General features: G+C 74.4%; 20 protein-coding genes. 10 read left to right on the top strand and 10 right to left on the bottom strand.

The genetic code is table 11. The features are described 5' to 3' along the window. Window positions 1-13 precede the first annotated feature (13 nt). Window positions 14-1,045 (bottom strand): SIS domain-containing protein, encoded by a 1,032-nt coding sequence (locus tag ACH4T9_RS08740; protein WP_396670737.1) that lies wholly within the window; start codon window positions 1,043-1,045, stop codon window positions 14-16. Between the two features lie 258 nt (window positions 1,046-1,303). On the opposite strand from ACH4T9_RS08740, the gene ACH4T9_RS08735 reads away from it, so the two are divergent. Next, window positions 1,304-3,133, top strand: coding sequence for a tetratricopeptide repeat protein (locus tag ACH4T9_RS08735; RefSeq protein WP_396670148.1), 1,830 nt, complete (start codon window positions 1,304-1,306; stop codon window positions 3,131-3,133). A 96-nt stretch (window positions 3,134-3,229) separates the two neighbouring features. Here the strand turns inward: ACH4T9_RS08735 and ACH4T9_RS08730 are convergent, their stop codons facing one another. Further along, window positions 3,230-4,825 carry an MDR family MFS transporter gene (locus tag ACH4T9_RS08730; protein ID WP_396670149.1) on the bottom strand — a complete coding sequence of 532 codons (1,596 nt, stop codon included), beginning with the start codon at window positions 4,823-4,825 and terminating at the stop codon, window positions 3,230-3,232. A 107-nt stretch (window positions 4,826-4,932) separates the two neighbouring features. Here ACH4T9_RS08730 and ACH4T9_RS08725 point away from each other — a divergent pair, with 107 nt between their 5' ends. Then, entirely contained in the window at window positions 4,933-5,499 is a 567-nt protein-coding gene (locus ACH4T9_RS08725; protein WP_396670150.1) for a TetR/AcrR family transcriptional regulator, read from the top strand. Window positions 5,500-5,537: 38 nt separating this feature from the next. Here the strand turns inward: ACH4T9_RS08725 and ACH4T9_RS08720 are convergent, their stop codons facing one another. Then, window positions 5,538-6,059: a GNAT family N-acetyltransferase gene (locus tag ACH4T9_RS08720; protein WP_396670151.1), complete on the bottom strand. Its 522-nt coding sequence runs from the start codon at window positions 6,057-6,059 to the stop codon at window positions 5,538-5,540. Next, window positions 6,056-6,271 (bottom strand): biotin/lipoyl-binding carrier protein, encoded by a 216-nt coding sequence (locus ACH4T9_RS08715; RefSeq protein WP_396670152.1) that lies wholly within the window; start codon window positions 6,269-6,271, stop codon window positions 6,056-6,058. The genes ACH4T9_RS08720 and ACH4T9_RS08715 overlap by 4 nt, the downstream gene beginning before the upstream one ends. Window positions 6,272-6,551: 280 nt before the next feature. On the opposite strand from ACH4T9_RS08715, the gene ACH4T9_RS08710 reads away from it, so the two are divergent. Next, window positions 6,552-6,626 carry a 50S ribosomal protein bL37 gene (locus ACH4T9_RS08710; RefSeq protein ID WP_386988480.1) on the top strand — a complete coding sequence of 25 codons (75 nt, stop codon included), beginning with the start codon at window positions 6,552-6,554 and terminating at the stop codon, window positions 6,624-6,626. Window positions 6,627-6,760: 134 nt separating this feature from the next. On the opposite strand, the gene rsrA is transcribed toward ACH4T9_RS08710, so the two are convergent. The 5 genes from rsrA to ACH4T9_RS08685 all read right to left on the bottom strand — a co-directional run bounded on the left by rsrA (window position 6,761) and on the right by ACH4T9_RS08685 (window position 10,144). Beyond that, on the bottom strand, window positions 6,761-7,048 hold the full coding sequence (gene rsrA, locus ACH4T9_RS08705) for a mycothiol system anti-sigma-R factor (RefSeq protein ID WP_387015500.1): 288 nt from the start codon (window positions 7,046-7,048) through the stop codon (window positions 6,761-6,763). A gap of 1 nt (window position 7,049) precedes the next feature. Next, the gene (locus ACH4T9_RS08700) at window positions 7,050-7,874 is read right to left on the bottom strand and encodes a sigma-70 family RNA polymerase sigma factor (RefSeq protein ID WP_396670153.1); all 825 of its coding nucleotides are present in this window, start codon (window positions 7,872-7,874) and stop codon (window positions 7,050-7,052) included. Between the two features lie 250 nt (window positions 7,875-8,124). After that, the gene (locus ACH4T9_RS08695) at window positions 8,125-8,742 is read right to left on the bottom strand and encodes an alpha/beta family hydrolase (protein ID WP_396670154.1); all 618 of its coding nucleotides are present in this window, start codon (window positions 8,740-8,742) and stop codon (window positions 8,125-8,127) included. 102 nt (window positions 8,743-8,844) lie between these two features. Continuing rightward, a complete protein-coding gene (locus ACH4T9_RS08690; protein WP_350886993.1) occupies window positions 8,845-9,237 on the bottom strand; it encodes a WhiB family transcriptional regulator in 393 nt (130 codons plus the stop codon). A 199-nt stretch (window positions 9,238-9,436) separates the two neighbouring features. Continuing rightward, window positions 9,437-10,144, bottom strand: a complete 708-nt coding sequence (locus tag ACH4T9_RS08685; protein WP_396670155.1) for an SOS response-associated peptidase — start codon at window positions 10,142-10,144, stop codon at window positions 9,437-9,439. Window positions 10,145-10,247: 103 nt separating this feature from the next. Between ACH4T9_RS08685 and aroA the strand changes: the two genes are divergently transcribed. From aroA to ACH4T9_RS08665, 4 genes are all read left to right on the top strand, one after another. Beyond that, window positions 10,248-11,549 (top strand): 3-phosphoshikimate 1-carboxyvinyltransferase, encoded by a 1,302-nt coding sequence (aroA, locus tag ACH4T9_RS08680; protein WP_396670156.1) that lies wholly within the window; start codon window positions 10,248-10,250, stop codon window positions 11,547-11,549. Continuing rightward, window positions 11,519-12,670: a ribosome small subunit-dependent GTPase A gene (gene rsgA / locus ACH4T9_RS08675; protein ID WP_396670157.1), complete on the top strand. Its 1,152-nt coding sequence runs from the start codon at window positions 11,519-11,521 to the stop codon at window positions 12,668-12,670. Before aroA ends, rsgA begins: the two co-directional genes overlap by 31 nt. Before the next feature lie 62 nt (window positions 12,671-12,732). Further along, a complete protein-coding gene (gene hisN, locus ACH4T9_RS08670) occupies window positions 12,733-13,551 on the top strand; it encodes a histidinol-phosphatase (protein ID WP_396670158.1) in 819 nt (272 codons plus the stop codon). A 59-nt stretch (window positions 13,552-13,610) separates the two neighbouring features. Further along, window positions 13,611-14,477 carry a hypothetical protein gene (locus tag ACH4T9_RS08665; RefSeq protein ID WP_396670738.1) on the top strand — a complete coding sequence of 289 codons (867 nt, stop codon included), beginning with the start codon at window positions 13,611-13,613 and terminating at the stop codon, window positions 14,475-14,477. 84 nt (window positions 14,478-14,561) lie between these two features. Here the strand turns inward: ACH4T9_RS08665 and ACH4T9_RS08660 are convergent, their stop codons facing one another. Further along, window positions 14,562-15,764, bottom strand: a complete 1,203-nt coding sequence (locus ACH4T9_RS08660) for a glycosyltransferase (RefSeq protein WP_396670159.1) — start codon at window positions 15,762-15,764, stop codon at window positions 14,562-14,564. 191 nt (window positions 15,765-15,955) lie between these two features. Here ACH4T9_RS08660 and ACH4T9_RS08655 point away from each other — a divergent pair, with 191 nt between their 5' ends. The 3 genes from ACH4T9_RS08655 (at window position 15,956) to ACH4T9_RS08645 (ending at window position 18,413) form a co-directional block, all read left to right on the top strand. Next, window positions 15,956-16,954, top strand: coding sequence for an SDR family oxidoreductase (locus ACH4T9_RS08655; RefSeq protein WP_396670160.1), 999 nt, complete (start codon window positions 15,956-15,958; stop codon window positions 16,952-16,954). Next, entirely contained in the window at window positions 16,954-17,736 is a 783-nt protein-coding gene (locus ACH4T9_RS08650) for an ATP-binding protein (RefSeq protein ID WP_396670161.1), read from the top strand. The genes ACH4T9_RS08655 and ACH4T9_RS08650 overlap by 1 nt, the downstream gene beginning before the upstream one ends. A 107-nt stretch (window positions 17,737-17,843) precedes the next feature. Then, entirely contained in the window at window positions 17,844-18,413 is a 570-nt protein-coding gene (locus ACH4T9_RS08645; RefSeq protein ID WP_396670162.1) for a DUF5709 domain-containing protein, read from the top strand. The last annotated feature ends 23 nt before the right edge of the window (window positions 18,414-18,436 follow it).

The raw sequence follows: 18,436 nt of genomic DNA, 5'->3' as shown, positions 1-18,436 counted from the left end.
GCCACGCCGGATCTCACATCGTCGCGGTGACCTTCTTCAGGCCGCGCGGGGCGTCCGGGTTTTCGCCCCGGGCCAGCGCCAGGGCCAGCGCGAGCCGCTGCAACGGCAGGATGTCCAGCAGCGGGGCGTACCGCTCGTCGACCTCGGGGACGGCCATCCGGGTGGCCCCCTCCACCTCGGCGGAGCCGACCACCACCACGTCGGCGCGGCGCTCGCCGAGCCGGGGCAGCACCTCCCCCATGGACCGGCCGCCGGGGCCGGAGCCGACCACGGCCAGCACCGGGACGTCCGGGTCGGTCATGGCGAGCGGGCCGTGCAGCAGGTCCGCGCCGGAGAAGGCGAGCGCCGGCAGGTACGACGTCTCCATCAGCTTCAGCGCCGCCTCCCGGGCGGTCGGGTACGCGTACCCCCGGCCGGTGGTGACGAGCTGGGCGGCGAACCGGTAGCGCGGGGCGAGCTGGGTCGGGGTGGTGTCGTCCAGGGTGCGGGCGGCCAGCTCGGGCAGGGCGGCCAGCGCCGACCGCTCCTCGGCGGGCAGCACGCCGTCGCCGGCCCGGATGCCCTCCACGAGCAGCAGCAGGGCGAGCAGCTCGGCGGTGTACGTCTTGGTGGCGGCCACCGCCCGCTCGTGCCCGGCGGCGATGTCGACGCTCAGCTCGGCCACCTCGGCCAGCGGGGAGTCCGGGTTGTTGGTGAGGGCGAGGGTCAGCGCGCCGGAGGCGCGGGCGCTGCGCAGCACCTCGGCCAGGTCGGGTGAGCCGCCGCTCTGGCTGACCCCGACGACGAGCGCGTCGGACAGGTCGGGCCGGGCGCCGAAGAGGGTGACCGCGCTGGGCGAGGCGAGCCCGGCGGGCAGGCCGAGCCGGATCTCGGTCAGGTACGCCGCGTAGAGGGCGGCGTGGTCGGAGGTGCCCCGGGCGGTGAAGACCACGTGCCGGGGGCGGCGCTGGGCGACGGCGGCGGCCACCCGGGCGATCGCCCCGGTGTGCTCGGCGGAGAGCAGCCGCTCGTAGCCGGCCGGCTGCTCGTTGATGTCGGTGGCCATCCCGGCCCCTGCATGTGTCACGGACACCCCTTTCCCTGCGCGATAGCCGCGCATTTCCTGCTCAGTCTTGCACTCTTCTCCCACCACCAACAATCTAGCGAGCAGCATTGCGCAGCGGATCACCATGTCACCGCAACATCACCTACGCTTGCCCGGCCCGGCGTCGCACCGGCGAGCGGGGCCCGCCCGCCTCCGGCGAGCGCCCTTCGCGCGGACGAACTCGCCGGCGGGCGAGGCACCTACGAGCGGGAGGCCCACGTGTCCGAGGGAAGGGACGATCCCCCGCTGTCGGCGGAGGAGGAGCTGACCCTGGCCCGGCTCGCGCTGGACGAGGGCGACCTGTCGCACGCCGCCGGGCACGTCGCCGGCGCGCTGACCCGGGCGCCCACCCTGCCCGAGGTGCACGAGACGCTGGCCCGGCTCGCCGCCGCCAGCGGCGGGGGCGTCGACCTGTTCCCGCTGCACCAGCGCGCCTTCGTCGGCGTCGTGGTGGCCCGTGCGCACCTGCTCGCCGCGACCGGGCGGCCCGACGACGGGCTGGAGCTGCTGGCCGCCGCCACCGGGCACGACCCCCACGCCGACTGGGCCGGGGTGCCCTGGGTGACCTCCCCCGAGCTGCCCGAACGGCTCGAGCCCGAGCGCATCGCCCGGGTGTTGATGCAGGTCTGCGCCACCGTGGGCGACCCGGTGCCGCGCGCCGACCGGGGGCCGCTGTCGCCGTACCTCGTGCTGGCCCGCAACGCGGTCACCGTCCACCCCGACCACGGCCTGCTGCTCGGCGCGGCGTCCGCGCTGGCCCGGCGCCTCGGCGAGGTCACGCTGGCGATCCACTGGGCCAGCCGGGGGGTACGCGTCCAGCCGTCGAAGCTCGGCGAGGTCTGGCTCGGGTACGCCTACCGCAGCGCCGGTCGGACCCGGGACGCCCTCGCGGCGCTCGGCCGGGCCGTCGAGCACGACCCGACAGATCTCGCCGTGTACGCCGACCTCGCCGGCACGCTGGCCGACAACGGCCGGCTCGACGAGGCCCTGGACTGGATCGACCGGGCCCTGGCCCGGGACCCCACCTTCGACTGCGCCGTGCACACCGCGCACCGGCTGCGCTTCCAGCGCGACGGCGACGTGGCGCACCTGGTGGCGCTCGCCGACTTCGTCCGCGACCACCCCGACGACTCGCACGAACACGGTGACCTCGCCGAGGCATGCCGCAGCCGGCCCTGGCTCGGGCAGGTCACCCCGGCCGCCGGGGCGGCGGTGGCCGTGCTGCGCCACGCCCTGACCGAGGGGAACCGCGGCCGCGGCGCGACCGTACGGCTGGAGACGCTGGAGACGCCGAGCGCCATGCGTACCGTGGCGACGGCCGCGCCCGGGCTGCGGGTCGAGGTGGCCGCGGTCGGCGACCCGGATCCGCGCGAGCCCCGGTGGGCCAGTGACCGGCCGCTGTGGCGCTGGGAAGGCACTGTCCCCGCCCCGACGGTGCCGGCGCCCTCGGCCGAGGCCGCGGACCGGATCCGGCAGCTCGCCCACCCGGCCTGGCCGCACCCCCCGGCGGCGTACGACGCAGCGGTCGGCCTGGCCACCCTGGGCCTGACCGACCTGCTCGGGCTGCTGGTGCATCCGCCCACGGCACCCGCCACCGGGATGGGCCGGGTCCTGGCCGGCCAGGACCCGTCGCTCTGGGTGCGCTGCGTGCAGGTCTGGGCGTGCCTGGGCCTGCTGCACCACCGCACCGACGAGCCGTGGCCGGAGTCCACCCGCCGCCGGGTGCTGGTCGACCTGGTCTGGGGGGTAGAGGACTGGATCACCGAGGCGGCCCTGTTCGCCCTGGTGACCGCCGCCTGGGTGGACCCGCTCGTCCGGGCCGACGTGGCCCGGGTGGTGGCCGACCGGCTCGCCGACGCGGCGGCGGTGGCCCGGGAGCGGCCGGTGCCGATCGCGGTGTCACTGGCGTACCTGGCCCTGGCCACCCCGGCCCTCGACGCGGGTACGGCCACGCTGGCCGGGGAGCTGATCTCCGGGCCGGGAGCGCGCCGGCCGGGACCGCTGCGCCGGCTCTGGGCCCGGCTCACCCGTTCCCGACGCCGCCCCTGACCGACCCGGCTCACCGCCGACGACCGCGACCGGCCGCCAGCGGCACGGCCGCGCCGCACCCCGGAGGGTGGGCGCGGCCGGCGGGGCTGGCGGCGGTCAGGCCGTGGGGGCCCGGCCGAGGGCGACCTCCGCCTGCTCCTCCCCGGCGGCCCCGGCGGGCGGGGCGTCGTTGGTCGAGCGCAGCGGGACCTCCCGGATGAACCAGGCGAGCACCGGCACCAGGACGGTGAACAGCACCGCCCACCAGAAGACGTGCGAGATGGCGTCGGAGAGGCCACCGAGCACCAACTCCCGGGTCTGCGCCGGCAGCTCCTTGAGCTTGTCCAGGTCGAGCTGGCCACCCTCGCCGCCCCCGCCGCTGAACGCGGACCCGGCGGACGAGTCGGCGAGCCGGTTGGCGAAGATCGCGCCGAACAGCGAGATGCCGAACGAGCCGCCGATGGAGCGGAAGAAGGTGGCCGCGCCGCTGGCCGCGCCGAGGTCCTTCTGCTCGACGCTGTTCTGCGCGACCAGCATCGAGGTCTGCATGAGGAAGCCCATGCCGACGCCGAGGACGATCATGTAGAGCGAGGACTCCACCTTGCCGGTGCCGACGTCCAGGCGGGTCAGCAGCGCCATGCCGGCGGTCATCACCACGCCGCCGACGATCGGGAACATCCGGTACCGGCCGGTCTTGGTGATCGCCCGGCCGACCGCCAGCGAGACCACCAGCATGCCGAACATCAGCGGGAGCAGCAGCAGGCCGCTGTTGGTGGCCGAGGCGCCCTGGACGGTCTGCTGGTACAGCGGCAGGAAGTTCATCGCGCCGAACATGGCGAAGCCGAGCAGGAAACCGATCGCCGAGATCAGCGCGAAGTTGCGGTTGGCGAACAGCCTCAGAGGCAGGATCGGCTCGGGGGCGCGCCGCTCGACGAGGCCGAACACGACGAGGGTGACCAGGGCCAGCGCCGCCAGGCCGAGGATCTGCGGGGAGACCCAGTCGTAGGAGTTCCCGCCCCAGGTGGTGATCAACACGATCGCGGTGATGCCGACCGAGAGCAGCCCCGCGCCGAGCCAGTCGATCCGGTGCTCGGTGCGGTACTTCGGCAGGTGCATGGTGGTGGCGAGCAGCACCAGCGCGACGCCGCCGAGCGGCAGGTTGACGTAGAACGCCCAGCGCCAGGAGAGGTTGTCCGTGATGAACCCGCCGACCAGCGGGCCGGCGACCATGGCGATGGCCATGATGCCGGCAATCATGCCCTGGTAGCGGCCCCGCTCCCGGGGCGGGATCAGGTCGCCGATGATCGCCATCACGCCGACCATCAGCCCGCCCGCGCCGAGGCCCTGGACCGCCCGGAAGGCGATCAGCTCGACCATGCCGCTGTCCGCCCCGCCGAGCAGCCCGGAACCGGCCATGCCGCACAGCGCCGAGCCGACCAGGAAGATGACCACCGAGGTCAGGAAGACGACCTTGCGGCCGTAGATGTCGCCGAGCTTGCCCCAGATCGGGGTGGAGACCGTGGTGCCCAGCACGTACGAGGTGACCACCCAGGTGAAGTGGTCCACCCCGCCGAACTCGCCAACGATCCGCGGCAGCGCGGTGCTGACGATCATGTTGTCGAGCATCGCGAGCATCATCGCGATCATCAGGCCGAAGAGCACCAACCGGATGTTGGGTTGTCGCTCCACAGTCTGCTGTTGCGCCTGAGTCATCAGTAGGCTCCCCGAGGTGTGACTGGCTTACTTGCCGGCCGGTCAGCCTACTAGCCGCACGGTAGGTTGGACAGCAATATGACGTCAAGCGAGTTGGGTGGTTACCGGTGACAGAGAGCACAGGCGGCACGCGGGAGCGCATCAAGACCGTGGCCCTGGAACTCTTCACCGAACACGGGTACGAGAAGACATCGCTGCGTGAGATCGCCGAACGACTCAACGTGACCAAGGCTGCGCTCTACTACCACTTCAAGAGCAAGGACGAGATCGTCAGCAGCTTCGCCCACGACCGGCTGGACCGGATGGACGCGCTGATCGCCTGGGCCGAGGGGCGCCCGACCACGCTGGCGACCCGGCGGGAGCTGATCTCCCGGTACGCCGACACGATGTTCGCCACCGAGGAGCACTCGGTGATGCGCTTCTTCGAGCAGAACCAGACCGTGCTGAAGAGTCTCACCGCAGGGCAGCGGATGCGCGACCGGATGATGCGGCTGGCCCTGGCGCTGGCCCGGGGCGACGACTCACCGGGCGCCCAACTACGCGCCGCGCTGGCCCTGTACGCCGTACACAGCAGCTGGTTCGGGATCCGCAGCCCGCAGGTCACCGACGCCGAGCGGCGCAAGCTCGCCCTGGAGGTGGCCGACGAGTTGCTCGCCAAGATCGGCGAGGGTTGAGCGCGCAGCCCCGGGCCTGCCGGGCGGACAGTCGCGGATCAACCCCCGGGGGTCGCCCCGGGCAGTTCCCGGCGCAGGCCGAGCAGTTCCACCCCGGGCAGCGGGGACCAGTCCCGCTCCGGCGTGCGGACGAAGCCCAGTCGCTCGTAGAGCCTCCGGCCGACCTCGGCGAACCCGTCGCGGACGCAGATCACCACCGCCGAGCAGCCCAGCTCGGCGGCCCGGGACAGGCAGGCCAGCGCCAGCGCCGCGCCGGCGCCCCGGCCCTGCGCGGCCGGGTCCACCGCGAGCATCCGGAACTCGGCCTCGCCGGGACCGCAGATCTCGGCGTACGGGGTGCCGGGCAGCACGAACGTGACCGACCCGAGCAGCTCGCCGGTGGACTCGTCCACGGCGACCAGCACCTCGCCGCTCATCGCCCGGGTCGCCACGTCGGCGAGCGCGACGGCGTAGCCGTTCTCCCCCTTGAGCTGCCCGTCGGCCTCGTACGCGGCCACGGTCAGCCGGGCCACCGCCGCGAAGTCGGCCGCGGTGGCCCGCCGGACCAGCAGGCCGCTCAACCGATCACCGCGATCAGGTCGCCGTCCTGCACCACATCGCCCTCGTTGACCGCGAGCTTTTCGATGACGCCGTCAGACTCGGCGACAACCGGGATCTCCATCTTCATCGACTCAAGGATCACCAGCGTGTCCCCCTCGGAGACGGCGTCCCCGGCCGACACGACGATCTTCCACACGTTGGCCACCATCTCGGCGCGGATCTCCTCGGCCATGTCGGCCCTCCCTCTCCACCGGCGTCTCTGCGATCGGTATCCAATCATGCTCCGGCCCGCCCCGGGGCCGGAGCGGGCGTGAGCGTGCGACACGCGGCACGCCGAGTCGACGAAACAGGGGGCGGCCCGGGCGGGCGCGGTGCCAGCACCGCCCCGGCGAACCACGGCGGACGCCGCCCGCACTAGCATCAGCGGGTCGGCCCGCGGGTGCCCGAGGGCCGGTAGCCGACCACCGCCGCGCTCTCGCGGGCGGAAGTGACCAGCACCTGAGGAGGTCGACATGGCGAAGAAGTCCCGGAAGAAGAAGGCCCGGAAGAAGAGCAACGCGAACCACGGCAAGCGCCCCAACTCCTGACCGGCGCGGCGGCCTGCCCGCCGACCGTCCAGCGGCCCGGTCCACCCGCGTCGCGGGGGCCGGAGAACGACGGTGACCAGGGTCGATCGACCCTGGTCACCGTCGTTTTCGTTGCGGCGCGTAACCCCGCCGGGTCAGTCCGCCAGCTCGCGCGACTCCCTCGTCTCGAAGACGACCAGCTCGGTGAGGCGGACCCGCAGCCGTTCGCGCAGCTGCTCCGGCGCGGTCTCGTTGCCGCAGCACCGGGCCACCAGCGCCTTGACCTCCTGCTCGAGGCCGTACTCGCGCAGGCAGGGCCCACACTCGTCGAGGTGGTGCCTGATCAGCAGGCGACGCTCCTCGGCACATTCCAGGTCCAGGTAGAGGTAGACCTCGGCGAGCACCTCACGGCAATCCGTCCTGTGCGGCTTCCCACAGCTCACGTCACACCTCCCGGCCGGCGGCGGCGGTCGACCCCTTGGCCGGCTGCGCGGCGGAGAACCCACGCTCGGCGGCGTACCGTTCGAGCAGCTTGCGCAGATTACGTCGGCCGCGGTGCAACCGCGACATCACCGTGCCGATAGGGGTGCCCATTATGTCGGCCACCTCCTTGTAGGAGAAGCCCTCGACATCGGTGAGGTAGACGGCCATCCGGAACTCCTCCGGCAACTGCTGGAGGGCCTCCTTGACGTCGCTGTCGGGCAGTTTGTCCAGCGCCTCGGTCTCGGCCGAGCGGAGCCCGCTGGAGGTGTGCGACTCGACCGCGGCGAGCTGCCAGTCGGTGATCTCCTCGGTGGGCGCCTGAATCGGCTGGCGCTGCCGCTTGCGGTAGGAGTTGATATAGGTGTTGGTCAGGATCCGATACAGCCAGGCCTTCAGGTTGGTGCCCTGTTCGAACTGGTGGAAGGCCGCATACGCCTTCAGGTACGTCTCCTGGACCAGGTCCTCCGCGTCCGCCGGATTGCGCGTCATGCGCAGCCCGGCGGCGTAGAGCTGATCGACGAAGGGCATCGCGTCCCGCTCGAAGCGGGCCCTGCGTTCGTCCGTCTTCTCGGTGGTCAACCGCACATCCCCTCGCGTCGGATGCTTTCCCGCCGAGGATACGCGCCAGGACCCCGGCGCAGATTCGGTTCCGGCCGGTGTGCTGGTCCTCACCGCCGCCAGCCCGTCCGGCCGTGCCCCGGCGGGCCACTCCGGTGCGTCGAGCAGCCGTCTGAGCTGCCCCGCCTCCCGTTCGTCCCGTTCCCGGCTCCGTGTCTCGGTCGGCACCGGTCACACCCCCCCTGAAGCAGAAATTTCGTCCATGGGAGGTAACGCGGACCGCCGGGCCCGGCATTCCGGCCGATCGGCCCCCGTTCCTGGCCCCGGCCCCGGCGGACGCCGGCGCTGGGACCAGGAAGGGCCTGGGCGGGACGGCGCCGGTCGCCCGGATCGGCACCCGACACCAACGGAGACAACGACGCGTGCCGTGCCCCGGTCACGGCCGCCCCGGTCACGGCCGCCGCGACCGGGGCGCGGGTCAGGGCGACGCCCAGCCCCGCCCGCGCAGCCAGCCGACCACCACGCCGGCCGTGCCGGCCGGGTCGTCGCGCAGGTCGTGCCGCTCGCCGGGGCGGACCACCACCCGGACCGGCGGGCCCGCAGCGGGCACGCCGAAGGGATCGCGGTCGCCGTTGACAACCAGCGTCGGCAGACCGGTGGCCAACTCCGCCGCCCGGGAGCGCTCCGGCCGACCCGGCGGGTGCAGCGGGAAGGCCAGCGCAAGCACCGCGTCGGCACCGACGGCCACGGCGGTACGGCAGGCCACCCGGGCGCCGCTGGACCGGCCGCCGACCACCAGCGCGGGCCCCGCGGGGTGCCGCCGCCGCACCTCGGCCACGACCGCCGTCCACGCCTCGTCGAGGTGCCCGGCGGGGGCCGGGGCACGCCGGCCGGCGACCCGGTACGGCTGGGTCACCCGGACCACGGCCACCCCGGCGGCCACCGCCGCGTCCCGGACCGCGACCAGGTCGGGCGCGTCGACGTCGCCACCCGCCCCGTGCCCGAGCACCAGCAGGGCGAACGGCGGACCGGCCGGCAGGTCGGTGTCGACCCGGGCCGGCCCGCGTGGTGTCCCGATCTCTTCGTCATGGCGCACGGACCCATTCTGCGGATCGGCCGAGCGCGGCCCGGGAACCGCCCCGGCCCGGACGCCGAGCGCGGCCGTCCTCCCGTCCGGACAGGAGGACGGCCGGCTGGGTCAGCTCAACGGGACCAGCGTGAGCAGCCGGTCCCGCACCGGAGGGCCGGCCTCGTCGGCCGCACCCGGGTCCGGGTCCACCTCGCTGCGCCAGGCCACCAGCATCGCCCGGCGTTCGCGCGGCGTGGTGCCGCCCCAGACGCCGTGGCAGTCGCCGACATCCAACGCCCAGGCCAGGCAGGGCCCCTGCACATCGCAACTGCGACAGAGGGCCACAGCCGCGTCGGCCGGTTCGTTGGGCGCCGGAAAGAATGTCTCCGGGTCCACGCTCTGGCAGGTCCCTCTGGTTCGCCAGGCTTCGTCCTGTTGCCGTTCACGCAGCGCCCGCAGCAGTCGCGGATCTCGTCGTGCGGCGGCCACCTCATGCGGGCGGGGCATACGCGCCCGTGTCATCCACCCACCTCCCCCGTGGGACCGGCATGATCGATGGACGTCGTTCGCACCGTGCGAATCGTCGTCCACTACCGGCGCTGTGTTGTATCGCACTTTGGGACACGGAGACAAGAGCCTCGCATGAAGAATGCCTCAACAGCGGGCGACGATTCACCGCAACCCTGGCGAATCAGTGCGCGACAATGCGCTTCGTCGGCTGTCAGAAAAGCGTCATGTCCCCGGTCGGCGCGGAGTGTGCCGGCACCCGGGCGGTCAGTTCCGGCCCGTCATTGCGCACGTTGCCGACCGCCGGCCCGACCGGCCGGATCTCCAGGCCGGCCAGCCACCCGGCGGCGGGCGGGGCGAGCAGCCCGGTCGGGTCGTCCACGGGGCCCAGCCAGGACGCCCAACGCTCCCGGGGCAGCAGCAGCGGCATCCGTTCGTGCACCTCGGCCAGTTCACCGACGGCTGCGGTGGTCAGCACGCTGAACGTCAGCACCGGGCCGGCCGGGCCCTCCCAGGTCGTCCAGATGCCCGCCAGGGCGAGCACCGAGGCGTCGGCCGGGGTCATGTAGTAGGCCTGCCGGCCGCCCTCCGGCTGCCGGACCCACTCGTACCAGCCGTCGGCGGGGACCAGGCAGCGGCGGCGGGCGAACGCGGGCGCGTACGCCCGACTGGTGGCCACCGTCTCGGCCCGCGCATTGATCATCCGGGCCCCCTCGCCCGGCGAGCGCGACCAGGGCGGCAGGAACCCCCAGCGGCCGGCGGACAGGGCACGGTGCCCCTCGGCGGAGAGCCGGACCATCGGCACGGCAGAGGTGGGCGCCACGTTGTGGCTCGACCGGACGCGGTCGTCGGTCTCGTCGTACGACTCGAACAGCCCGCTCAGGTCACCCGCGCTCCGGGTCGTCGCGTACCTCCCGCACATGCGGCACACGCTAACGTCCCGCGTCGCGTTCGGCTGTCCCGCCAACCGGGAGCGGACCCGCCGGCCCGTCGCATCGGGGCCGGGAGGCGGCAGAATGTGAGCCGTGGGGATTCCGACCGCGACCCGGCCGCTGAGGCCGTGGACCGCTCCGACCGCGTCCGACCCGGTGGTGGCCACGCTGCGGCTGCCCGGTTCCAAGTCGATGACCGCCCGCGCGCTGGTGCTCAGCGCGCTGGCCAGCGGTCCTTCCACGCTGGCCGGGCCATTGCGGGCGCGGGACACCGAGCTGATGGCCGGCGGGCTACGGGCACTCGGCGCGCACATGTCGATCGCGGACGACGGCCTGTGGCTGGTCCGGCCGCACCCGCTGGCCGGCCCGGCGCACGTCGACGTCGGCCTGGCCGGCACCATCATGCGGTTCGTGCCGCCCGTCGCCGGTCTCGCCGACGGGCGGGTCACCTTCGACGGCGACCCGCACGCCCGCACCCGGCCGCTCGGCCCGCTGATCGGGGCGCTGCGCACCCTCGGGGTGCGGGTCGACACCCCGACCAACGGCAGCCTGCCGCTGACCGTGTTCGGCGCCGGTCGGGTGACCGGCGGCGAGGTGGTGATCGACGCCTCCGCCTCCAGCCAGCTCGTCTCCGGCCTGCTGCTCGCCGCTCCCCGCTTCGACCGGGGCGTGGTGGTCCGGCACGTCGGCCCGCCGGTCCCGTCCGCGCCGCACCTGCGGATGACCGTGCAGATGCTCCGGGCCGCCGGGGCGGCCGTCGACGACAGCGTCGCAGACGTCTGGGCCGTCGAACCGGGTCCGCTGACCGGGCGGGGCTGGGAGATCGAGCCGGACCTCTCGGGCGCGGTGCCGTTCTTCGCCGCCGCGCTGATCACCGGCGGTGAGGTGACGCTGCGGGGCTGGCCACGCAGCAGCGCCCAGCCGGTCGAGCAGCTCCGCGCCCTGCTGTCCCGGATGGGCGGCGAGGTGACCCTCACCACCACCGGCCTGACCGTGCGCGGCACCGGCACGGTGCACGGGATCGACGCCGACCTCTCCGACGTCAGCGAGCTGACCCCGGCGCTGACCGCGCTCGCCATGCTCGCCGATTCGCCGTCCCGATTCACCGGCGTCGCACACATCCGGGGACACGAGACCGACCGGATCGCCGCCCTCGCCCGCGAGTTCACCGGCCTCGGCGCGGACATCGCCGAGTCCGCCGACGGGCTGGAGATCCGCCCCCGCCCGTTGCACGGCGGAGTGTTCCGCACGTACCACGACCACCGGATGGCGCACGCCGCCGCGGTGACCGGGCTCGCCGTCCCCGGCGTCGAACTTGACGACGTGTCGTGCACCTCGAAGACCATGCCGGAGTTTCCGGCGCTATGGTCGGCGATGGTGACCGGAAAGAGCTGACACGGCGGGGGGACGTCCTGGCGACCAAACGGCGGGAGTACGACGAGGACGACGTGCGGGTCCGGCCCGGGAAGTCCTCGCGCCCACGCACCCGGACGAGGCCCCGGCACGCCGACGCCGTCGACGGTTTCGTGATCGCCGTCGACCGGGGCCGCTACACCTGCGTGCTGCCCGACCCCGGCCCGGACGCCCCGCTCGTCACCGCGATGCGGGCCCGGGAGTTGGGCCGCAAGTCCGTGGTGGTGGGCGACCGGGTGGGCCTGGTCGGCGACACCTCCGGGGCGGCCGGGGCGCTGGCCCGGATAGTCCGGATCGCCGAGCGCAGCTCGGTGCTGCGGCGCACCGCCGACGACGACGAGACCACCGCCGAGGGGCGGCTGGAGCGGGTCGTGGTGGCCAACGCCGACCAACTCGTGATCGTCAGCGCGCTGGCCGACCCGCCGCCGCGCACCGGGTTCATCGACCGCTGCCTGGTGGCCGCGTACGACGCGGACATCGAGCCGCTGCTCTGCCTGACCAAGGCCGACCTGGCCGGCCCCGAGCAGGTGCTCGGGTACTACGCCGAGCTGGAGCTGCCGTACGTGCTGATCCGGCCCGACTCCGACCTCGACGCGCTGCGGGACCTGCTGACCGGCCGGGTGTCGGTCATGGTCGGGCACTCCGGGGTGGGCAAGTCGACGCTGGTCAACCGCCTCGTCCCGGACGCCGACCGGGCGGTGGGCGTGGTCAGCGCGATCGGCCGGGGCCGGCACACCTCGACCAGCGCGGTCGCCCTGCGGCTGCTACCCCGCCCGGGCGCACTCCGGTCCGGCGCGTCTGCCACCGCCACGGGCTGGATCGTCGACACCCCCGGGGTGCGCAGCTTCGGGCTGGCGCACGTCTCGGCGAACAGCCTGCTGCACGGCTTCCCCGACCTGGTGGAGGGGACGGTCGACTGCCCGGCGAACTGCCAGCACACCGCCGACGAGGCCGACTGCGCGCTGGACGCCTGGGTGGCCGCCGGCAAGGCCGATGCCCGCCGGCTGGCCTCGTACCGCAGGCTGCTGGCCTCCCGGTCCGGGGACGGCGACACGCGCGAGCCCGACCAGCGCAACCCCGGCGACCCGCTCGCCGGGTCGTGAGCCGCGAGCCGGGCGCGACCCGCGCGACGGGGCACGACCCACCCGCCGTTACCGTCTCCGGAATGACCGGGTATGCCGACGACCTCGCCCTCGCCCACCTGCTCGCCGACCGGGCGGACGCCATCTCGGCGGCCCGGTTCCGCGCCCTCGACCTGCGGGTCGAGACGAAGCCGGACCTCACCCCGGTCTCCGACGCCGACACGGCCGTCGAGCGGGAGATCCGCGCGGTGCTGGCCGAGCGGCGCCCCGGCGACGGCCTGCTCGGCGAGGAGTACGGCGAGCAGCCCGCCGCCGGGCCCGACGGGCGGCGCTGGGTGCTCGACCCGATCGACGGGACCAAGAACTTCGTCCGGGGGGTGCCGGTCTGGGCCACCCTGATCGCCCTGCTGGAGGGGGACCGGCCGGTGCTCGGGCTGGTCTCCGCCCCGGCCCTGGGCCGGCGCTGGTGGGGTGCGGTCGGCGAGGGCGCGTACGCCGGCCCGGACGCCGCGCACGGTGCCCCGATCCGGGTCTCCGGGGTGGGCCGGCTCGCCGATGCCAGCTTCTGTTACTCGTCCCTGTCCGGCTGGGAGGACGCCGGCCTGCTGGAGCCGGTGCTCCAGCTCATGCGGGACACCTGGCGCAGCCGGGCGTACGGCGACTTCTACGGCTACATGCTGCTGGCCGAGGGGGCGCTGGACGTGATGGTCGAGCCGGAGCTGTCCCTGTGGGACGTCGCCGCGCTGGTGCCGATCGTCACCGAGGCCGGTGGGGCGATCACCGACCTGGCCGGCCGGCCCGCGCCCGGTGGCGACGCATCCGGGGAGCACAGCGCGGTGGCCAGCAACGGGTCGCTGCACGCCGATGTCCTCGCGAGGCTGGGTCGGCCCCCCGCGCGCTGAGCGCCGTCAGCCTCTATCCTCGCCAGGTGGTGTCCTCCGGTTGGTGCTTCCTGGCGGCGATGATCGTCGCGTACGGCATCGCCAACCTGCTGCAGTCCGTCGCCGCGTCGCGGACCACCCTGCACCACAACTTCGATCCCGGGCTGCTGCTGCGGCTGGCCGGCCACCGCACGTACCTGATCGGCGTGGCCTGCCAGGTGGGCGGCTTCGTGCTGGCCTTCCTCGCCCGGCGGGACCTGCCGCTGTTCCTGGTCCAGGCGAGCGTGGCGGCCGGGCTGGGGGTGACCGCCATCCTCGGCGTGCTGGTGCTGAAGTGGCGGCTGCCCACCGCCGAGGTGGGGCTGCTCGTGCTGCTCTTCGCCGGGATCGCGGGGCTGGTCCTGTCGGCGCAGCCGGCCCAGTCCGGGCCGCTCGGCACCGCCGGCCTGGTCGCGCTGGCCGTGGCCCTGGTGGTGATCGCCGTGGTCGGCTTCTTCGCGGTACGGCTGCACGGCGCACCCGGGTCGGTGGCGCTCGGCTCGCTGGCCGGGATGGCCTTCTCGGCCGCCGCGGTGGCCGCCCGCCCGCTGGCCGCCGTGACGAGCGTGGAGGGGTTCTTCCGCGACCCGCTGCTCTACCTGCTGGTGGCCCACTCGGTGGTCGGCCAACTGCTGCTCGGCCTGGCCATGCAGCGCGGCTCGACCACGGCGGCGGTCGCCGCGATGGACGCGGCCGGGGCGGTGCCCGCCGCGATCGTGGGGCTGCTGCTGCTCAACGACAAGATCTGGCCCGGCCGGGAGTGGCTGGCCGCGCTCGGCTTCCTGACCACGCTGGCCGCGGTGATCGGCCTGACCAGGTACGCCGAGCCACAGCACCACCACGAGGTGGTTCGGGAACGCGACCGGGCGGTACTGCCCGCCGCCGCCCCGGCCCACCCCCGCCGCTGAGCCGCCGCGCCCCGGCCCGGCCCGGCCCGCGCCGCTCAGCAGCCGCCCCGGCCCGCCCGCGCCGCTCAGCAGCCGCCTCGACCGCTACGCCGCCCCGACCGGCCGGCGTCGGCCGACGACCCGCTCGTAGAGCCGCTCCAGCGCGCCGGCCGTCCGCTCCCAGGTGTAGCTGCACCGCACCCGGTCCACCGCGGCGTGCCCGTAGGCGAACCGGCCGGCGTTGTCGGCGAGCAGCCGGCGCAGGGTCACCCCCAGGGCCCGGACGTCGCCGGGCGGCACCAGCTTCCCGGTGACCTCGTCGACCACGGCGTCGGCGATGCCGCCCATGGCGTACCCGACGACCGGCACGCCGCAGGCCATCGCCTCCAGCGACACCCTGCCGGCCGAGGAGTAGTGCGGGGTGCAGGCCACCACGTCGGCCGAGCGGTACCAGGTGGCCATCTGGTCGTGCGGCACCGCGCCGACGAGCTTCACCTGGTCGGCCACGCCGGTGCGCTCGGCCAGCTCACGCAGGCGGCGGGCCTCGGCGTGGTGCGTGAGCTGCTCGACCGGCGGACCACCGGCGATCACCAGCTCGGCGTCGCCGACCAGCCGCATCGCGCGGATCAGGTCCTCCTGCCCGTGCCCGGACGACAGGCCACCGACGGAGAGGATCCGGGGGCGCTGGTCGCGCGGGGCCGCCTCCCCGTCGGGGTGGAAGTGCTCGATGTCCACCCCGGCGGGCACCATCGCCACCGAGGTGCGTTGCAGCCCCATCCGGGTCAGCTCGTCGACCTCGTCGTTGCACTGGGCGACCGCGATGTCCACCGCCCGGGTCAGGGCCCGCTCCAGCGGGATCCGGGTGCCCGGGCCGTCGTACTGGGGGCCGAGGTGGCGAAGCTGCTCCACGCCGAGGGAGTGGAAGGTCTGCACGACCGGGATGTCGGTCTCCCGTACGGCCTGCGCGGCGGCCAGCCCGCCGACCCAGTAGTGCCCGTGCACCACGTCCGGGGCCCACTCGCCGGACCACCGGTCGGCAAGCCAGCGGCCCAACTCGGCCACGTGCGGGACCAACTCGGCGGTGGGCGTCGGGGCGGCCGGGCCGACGGCGGCCCGCTCCACCCGGTAGCCGTCCAGCTCCAGCGTCGCCGGCAGCGCCGGATCGTCGCGGCGCTCGTACACGTGCACGTCGTGGCCCCGGCCGGCCAGTTCGGCGGCGACCCGCGCGATGTGCTCGCGCGTGCCGACGACCGGACCGTCGACGGGCCGCGACGGTCCGGAATGCGCGCACACTAGGCCGACGCGCATGGGTCACCTCCACGCGTTTCCCGAGCTGGTGGGTCCTCCCGGTCAGAGGGTCCCATTAACCGCGACCCCCGGGTGCGAAACCTGGCAAGTCGGAAACGTACGACCGGCCGGGCCGGGGTCGGGACAGGGCGTGGCCGCTATTCGACCAGGCCCGGCGGCATGAGCGGGCCCGTCGAGGGTACGGGCTAGGAATGCCTCTCACCCGCAGTCTCGATGACGCGAGCGTCGTGCTCACCGGCGCCTCCAGCGGCATCGGCACGGCGACCGCGTACGCGCTGGCCCGTCGCGGCGCGGCCGTGGTGCTGGCGGCCCGCAGCGAGGAGGCGCTGGAGCGGGTGGCGTCCCGCTGCCGCGCGTTGGGCGGCCGGGCGCTGGCCGTACCCACGGACGTCACGGACCCGGTGGCCGTCGAACGTCTCGCGGCCCGCGCGGCGGAGGAGTTCGGCCGCATCGACGCCTGGGTCAACAACGCGGCGGTCAGCGCGGTGGGCCTCTTCGACGAGATCCCCGTCCGGGAGTTCCGCCGGGTGCTGGAGGTGAACCTGCTCGGGGCCGTGTACGGGATGAAGGCCGCCCTGCCGTACCTCGACGCGGCCGGCGGCGGGGTGCTGGTCAACAACGCCTCCGTGCTGGCCGAGGTGGCGATGCCCTACCAGTCGGCGTACAACGCCACCAAGCACGGGATCCGGGGGCTGGCCGACACGGTCCGGCAGGAGCTCCGGGTCACCGGGCGGGGCAACATCTCGGTCTGCACGGTGCTGCCGGCCACCATCGACACCCCGTTCTTCCGGCACGCCGCCAACCACACCGGCCGGGAGCTGGTGCCGCCGCCACCGGTGTACCCACCCGAGGTGGTGGCCGAGACCATCGTGCGGGTGCTGCGCCGGCCCCGCCGGGAGGCGTACGCCGGGGGCGCCGCCCGGCTGATCGGCGCGCAGTGGCGGCTCGCCCCGGCGCTGGCCGAGCGGGTTCTCGGCTGGTACGCCCACCGCACCCAGTTCGGGCCCGCCGGTCGGCTGGACAGCACCGGCAACGTCTTCACCGCCGACGCGACGGCCGAGCGGGACGGCGGGTGGCACGGCCGGCGGCGGCAACTCGTTCGGATGACCACCGCGTTCGGGCTCGCCGCCGCCGGCACCGCGGTCGGCACGATGGCGGCGATGAGCCGCCGAGCCCGGACGGATCGCTGATGAACCGCCCCGACCGACCGGATGCGCGCGACACCACCGACGTGCAGAATGGGACGGTCATGCCGACCGACGTGCGCTGCCTGGTGGAGACGGACGAGTCGTCCGGCTTGCTCCGGCTGTCCGGCGTGCTCGATTCGGCCGCCACCGGCGCCGTGCGCGACGCGCTGCTCCTGCGGCTCTGGGAGCGGCCCGGCCCGGTGGTGGTCGACCTGTCCCGGCTGCGGGTGGCCGATCCCGCCGCCCGACGGGTCTTCGCCGAGGTGCGCCGCGAGATCGCCGACTGGCCGGCGGCGGACGTGCTGGTCCTCGACCCCGGCGAGACGACGGCCGGCGACGGGGTGGCGGTGTGCTCGACCCTCGACGAGGCGATGGCGGCGCTGGCCCGGGCCCCGATGACCGCGGCGACCACCACGGAACTGGCCCCGGTCGTCGGCGCCGCGCGGCAGGTCCGGATGCTGGTGACCAACGGCTGCGCCCGGTGGGGGATCGGCGCCCTGGCCGAGGTGGGCTGCATCGCGGCGACCGAGATGGTCAACAACGTGGTCGCACACGCCCGCACCGGGATGACCGTCCGGCTGGCGCCCCACGGCGACACGCTGCACATCGGCGTGCGCGACCACTCCCGGCAGCAGCCGTCGTACCGCGGGCTCGCCCCGGTGGACACGGCGGGCGGCCGGGGCATGCTGCTGATCGACACCGTGGCCCAGCGCTGGGGCAGCACCCTCCTGCCCGACGGCAAGCTCGTCTGGGCTGTCCTGCATCCCCCTATTTATTCCGTTTAGCAGCTTTGACAGGGGCAGTCCGACCCCATGATCGACGGGGGCGGGCGGGCCGGGAGATCGGGCGGGGGCGTCGGTTACGGGCGGTGGGCAGCGGGTAGTGATCAGCCATGCGCGACAACGAGTATCCGACCCCCGTTTCCGATCCCGAGGCCGAGGGCCTGCCCGACACCGCCGACGACGACTCGACGGCCAACGACGACGTCCTGACCGGCCGGGAGGCGGACGGCCCGGAGCCGGCCCAGCTGCCCGGGGACCGCACGCCGGTGGCGGTGGACCGGTTCGGCACCACCGCCGAGGAGCAGCTCGACGGCGAGTCGCTGGACTACAAGCTCCAGCGGGAGAGCTACGAGCGCCCCGCCGACGACCCGCTGGCGGCCCCGGTCGACCCGGGCATCGCCGCCGAGGCGGACAGCGAGGAACAGGCCGCCCAGGCGCAGCTCGACGCCGACGTGCTCAACCCGGGCCCCACCTCGGACCCGCACTCCCCCGTCTCCCTGTACGACCACGGCCAGCTCGGCGCCGCCGACGCCGAGGTCGGGCGGCTGGTCGAACCGGACGAGGGGACGCACAGCGACCTGGAGCCCGACAACGTCGCGTACGACGCCGGGTCGGCCGGCGGCGGCGCGACGGCCGAGGAGTTGGCGGTCCACGAGACCCGCCCGCCCGAGTCGCGCTAGAGCGGACCGCCGGAGCGCGCCGG

Origin of the sequence: Micromonospora sp. NPDC020750 (genome assembly GCF_044334565.1) — a bacterium.
Classification (GTDB): Bacteria; Actinomycetota; Actinomycetes; order Mycobacteriales; family Micromonosporaceae; genus Micromonospora.
This window is presented reverse-complemented; position numbering and strand designations above follow the sequence as displayed.

Coding starts and splice junctions, on each gene's coding strand:
- ACH4T9_RS08650 (WP_396670161.1), top strand. CDS start 16,954: ATGAACCGCCCCGACCGACCGGATGCGCGCGACACCACCGACGTGCAG.
- ACH4T9_RS08690 (WP_350886993.1), bottom strand. CDS start 9,237: ATGACACGGGCGCGTATGCCCCGCCCGCATGAGGTGGCCGCCGCACGA.
- ACH4T9_RS08660 (WP_396670159.1), bottom strand. CDS start 15,764: ATGCGCGTCGGCCTAGTGTGCGCGCATTCCGGACCGTCGCGGCCCGTC.
- ACH4T9_RS08730 (WP_396670149.1), bottom strand. CDS start 4,825: ATGACTCAGGCGCAACAGCAGACTGTGGAGCGACAACCCAACATCCGG.
- ACH4T9_RS08655 (WP_396670160.1), top strand. CDS start 15,956: ATGCCTCTCACCCGCAGTCTCGATGACGCGAGCGTCGTGCTCACCGGC.
- rsgA (WP_396670157.1), top strand. CDS start 11,519: ATGGTCGGCGATGGTGACCGGAAAGAGCTGACACGGCGGGGGGACGTC.
- ACH4T9_RS08665 (WP_396670738.1), top strand. CDS start 13,611: ATGATCGTCGCGTACGGCATCGCCAACCTGCTGCAGTCCGTCGCCGCG.
- hisN (WP_396670158.1), top strand. CDS start 12,733: ATGACCGGGTATGCCGACGACCTCGCCCTCGCCCACCTGCTCGCCGAC.
- ACH4T9_RS08740 (WP_396670737.1), bottom strand. CDS start 1,045: ATGGCCACCGACATCAACGAGCAGCCGGCCGGCTACGAGCGGCTGCTC.
- ACH4T9_RS08645 (WP_396670162.1), top strand. CDS start 17,844: ATGCGCGACAACGAGTATCCGACCCCCGTTTCCGATCCCGAGGCCGAG.
- ACH4T9_RS08685 (WP_396670155.1), bottom strand. CDS start 10,144: ATGTGCGGGAGGTACGCGACGACCCGGAGCGCGGGTGACCTGAGCGGG.
- ACH4T9_RS08715 (WP_396670152.1), bottom strand. CDS start 6,271: ATGGCCGAGGAGATCCGCGCCGAGATGGTGGCCAACGTGTGGAAGATC.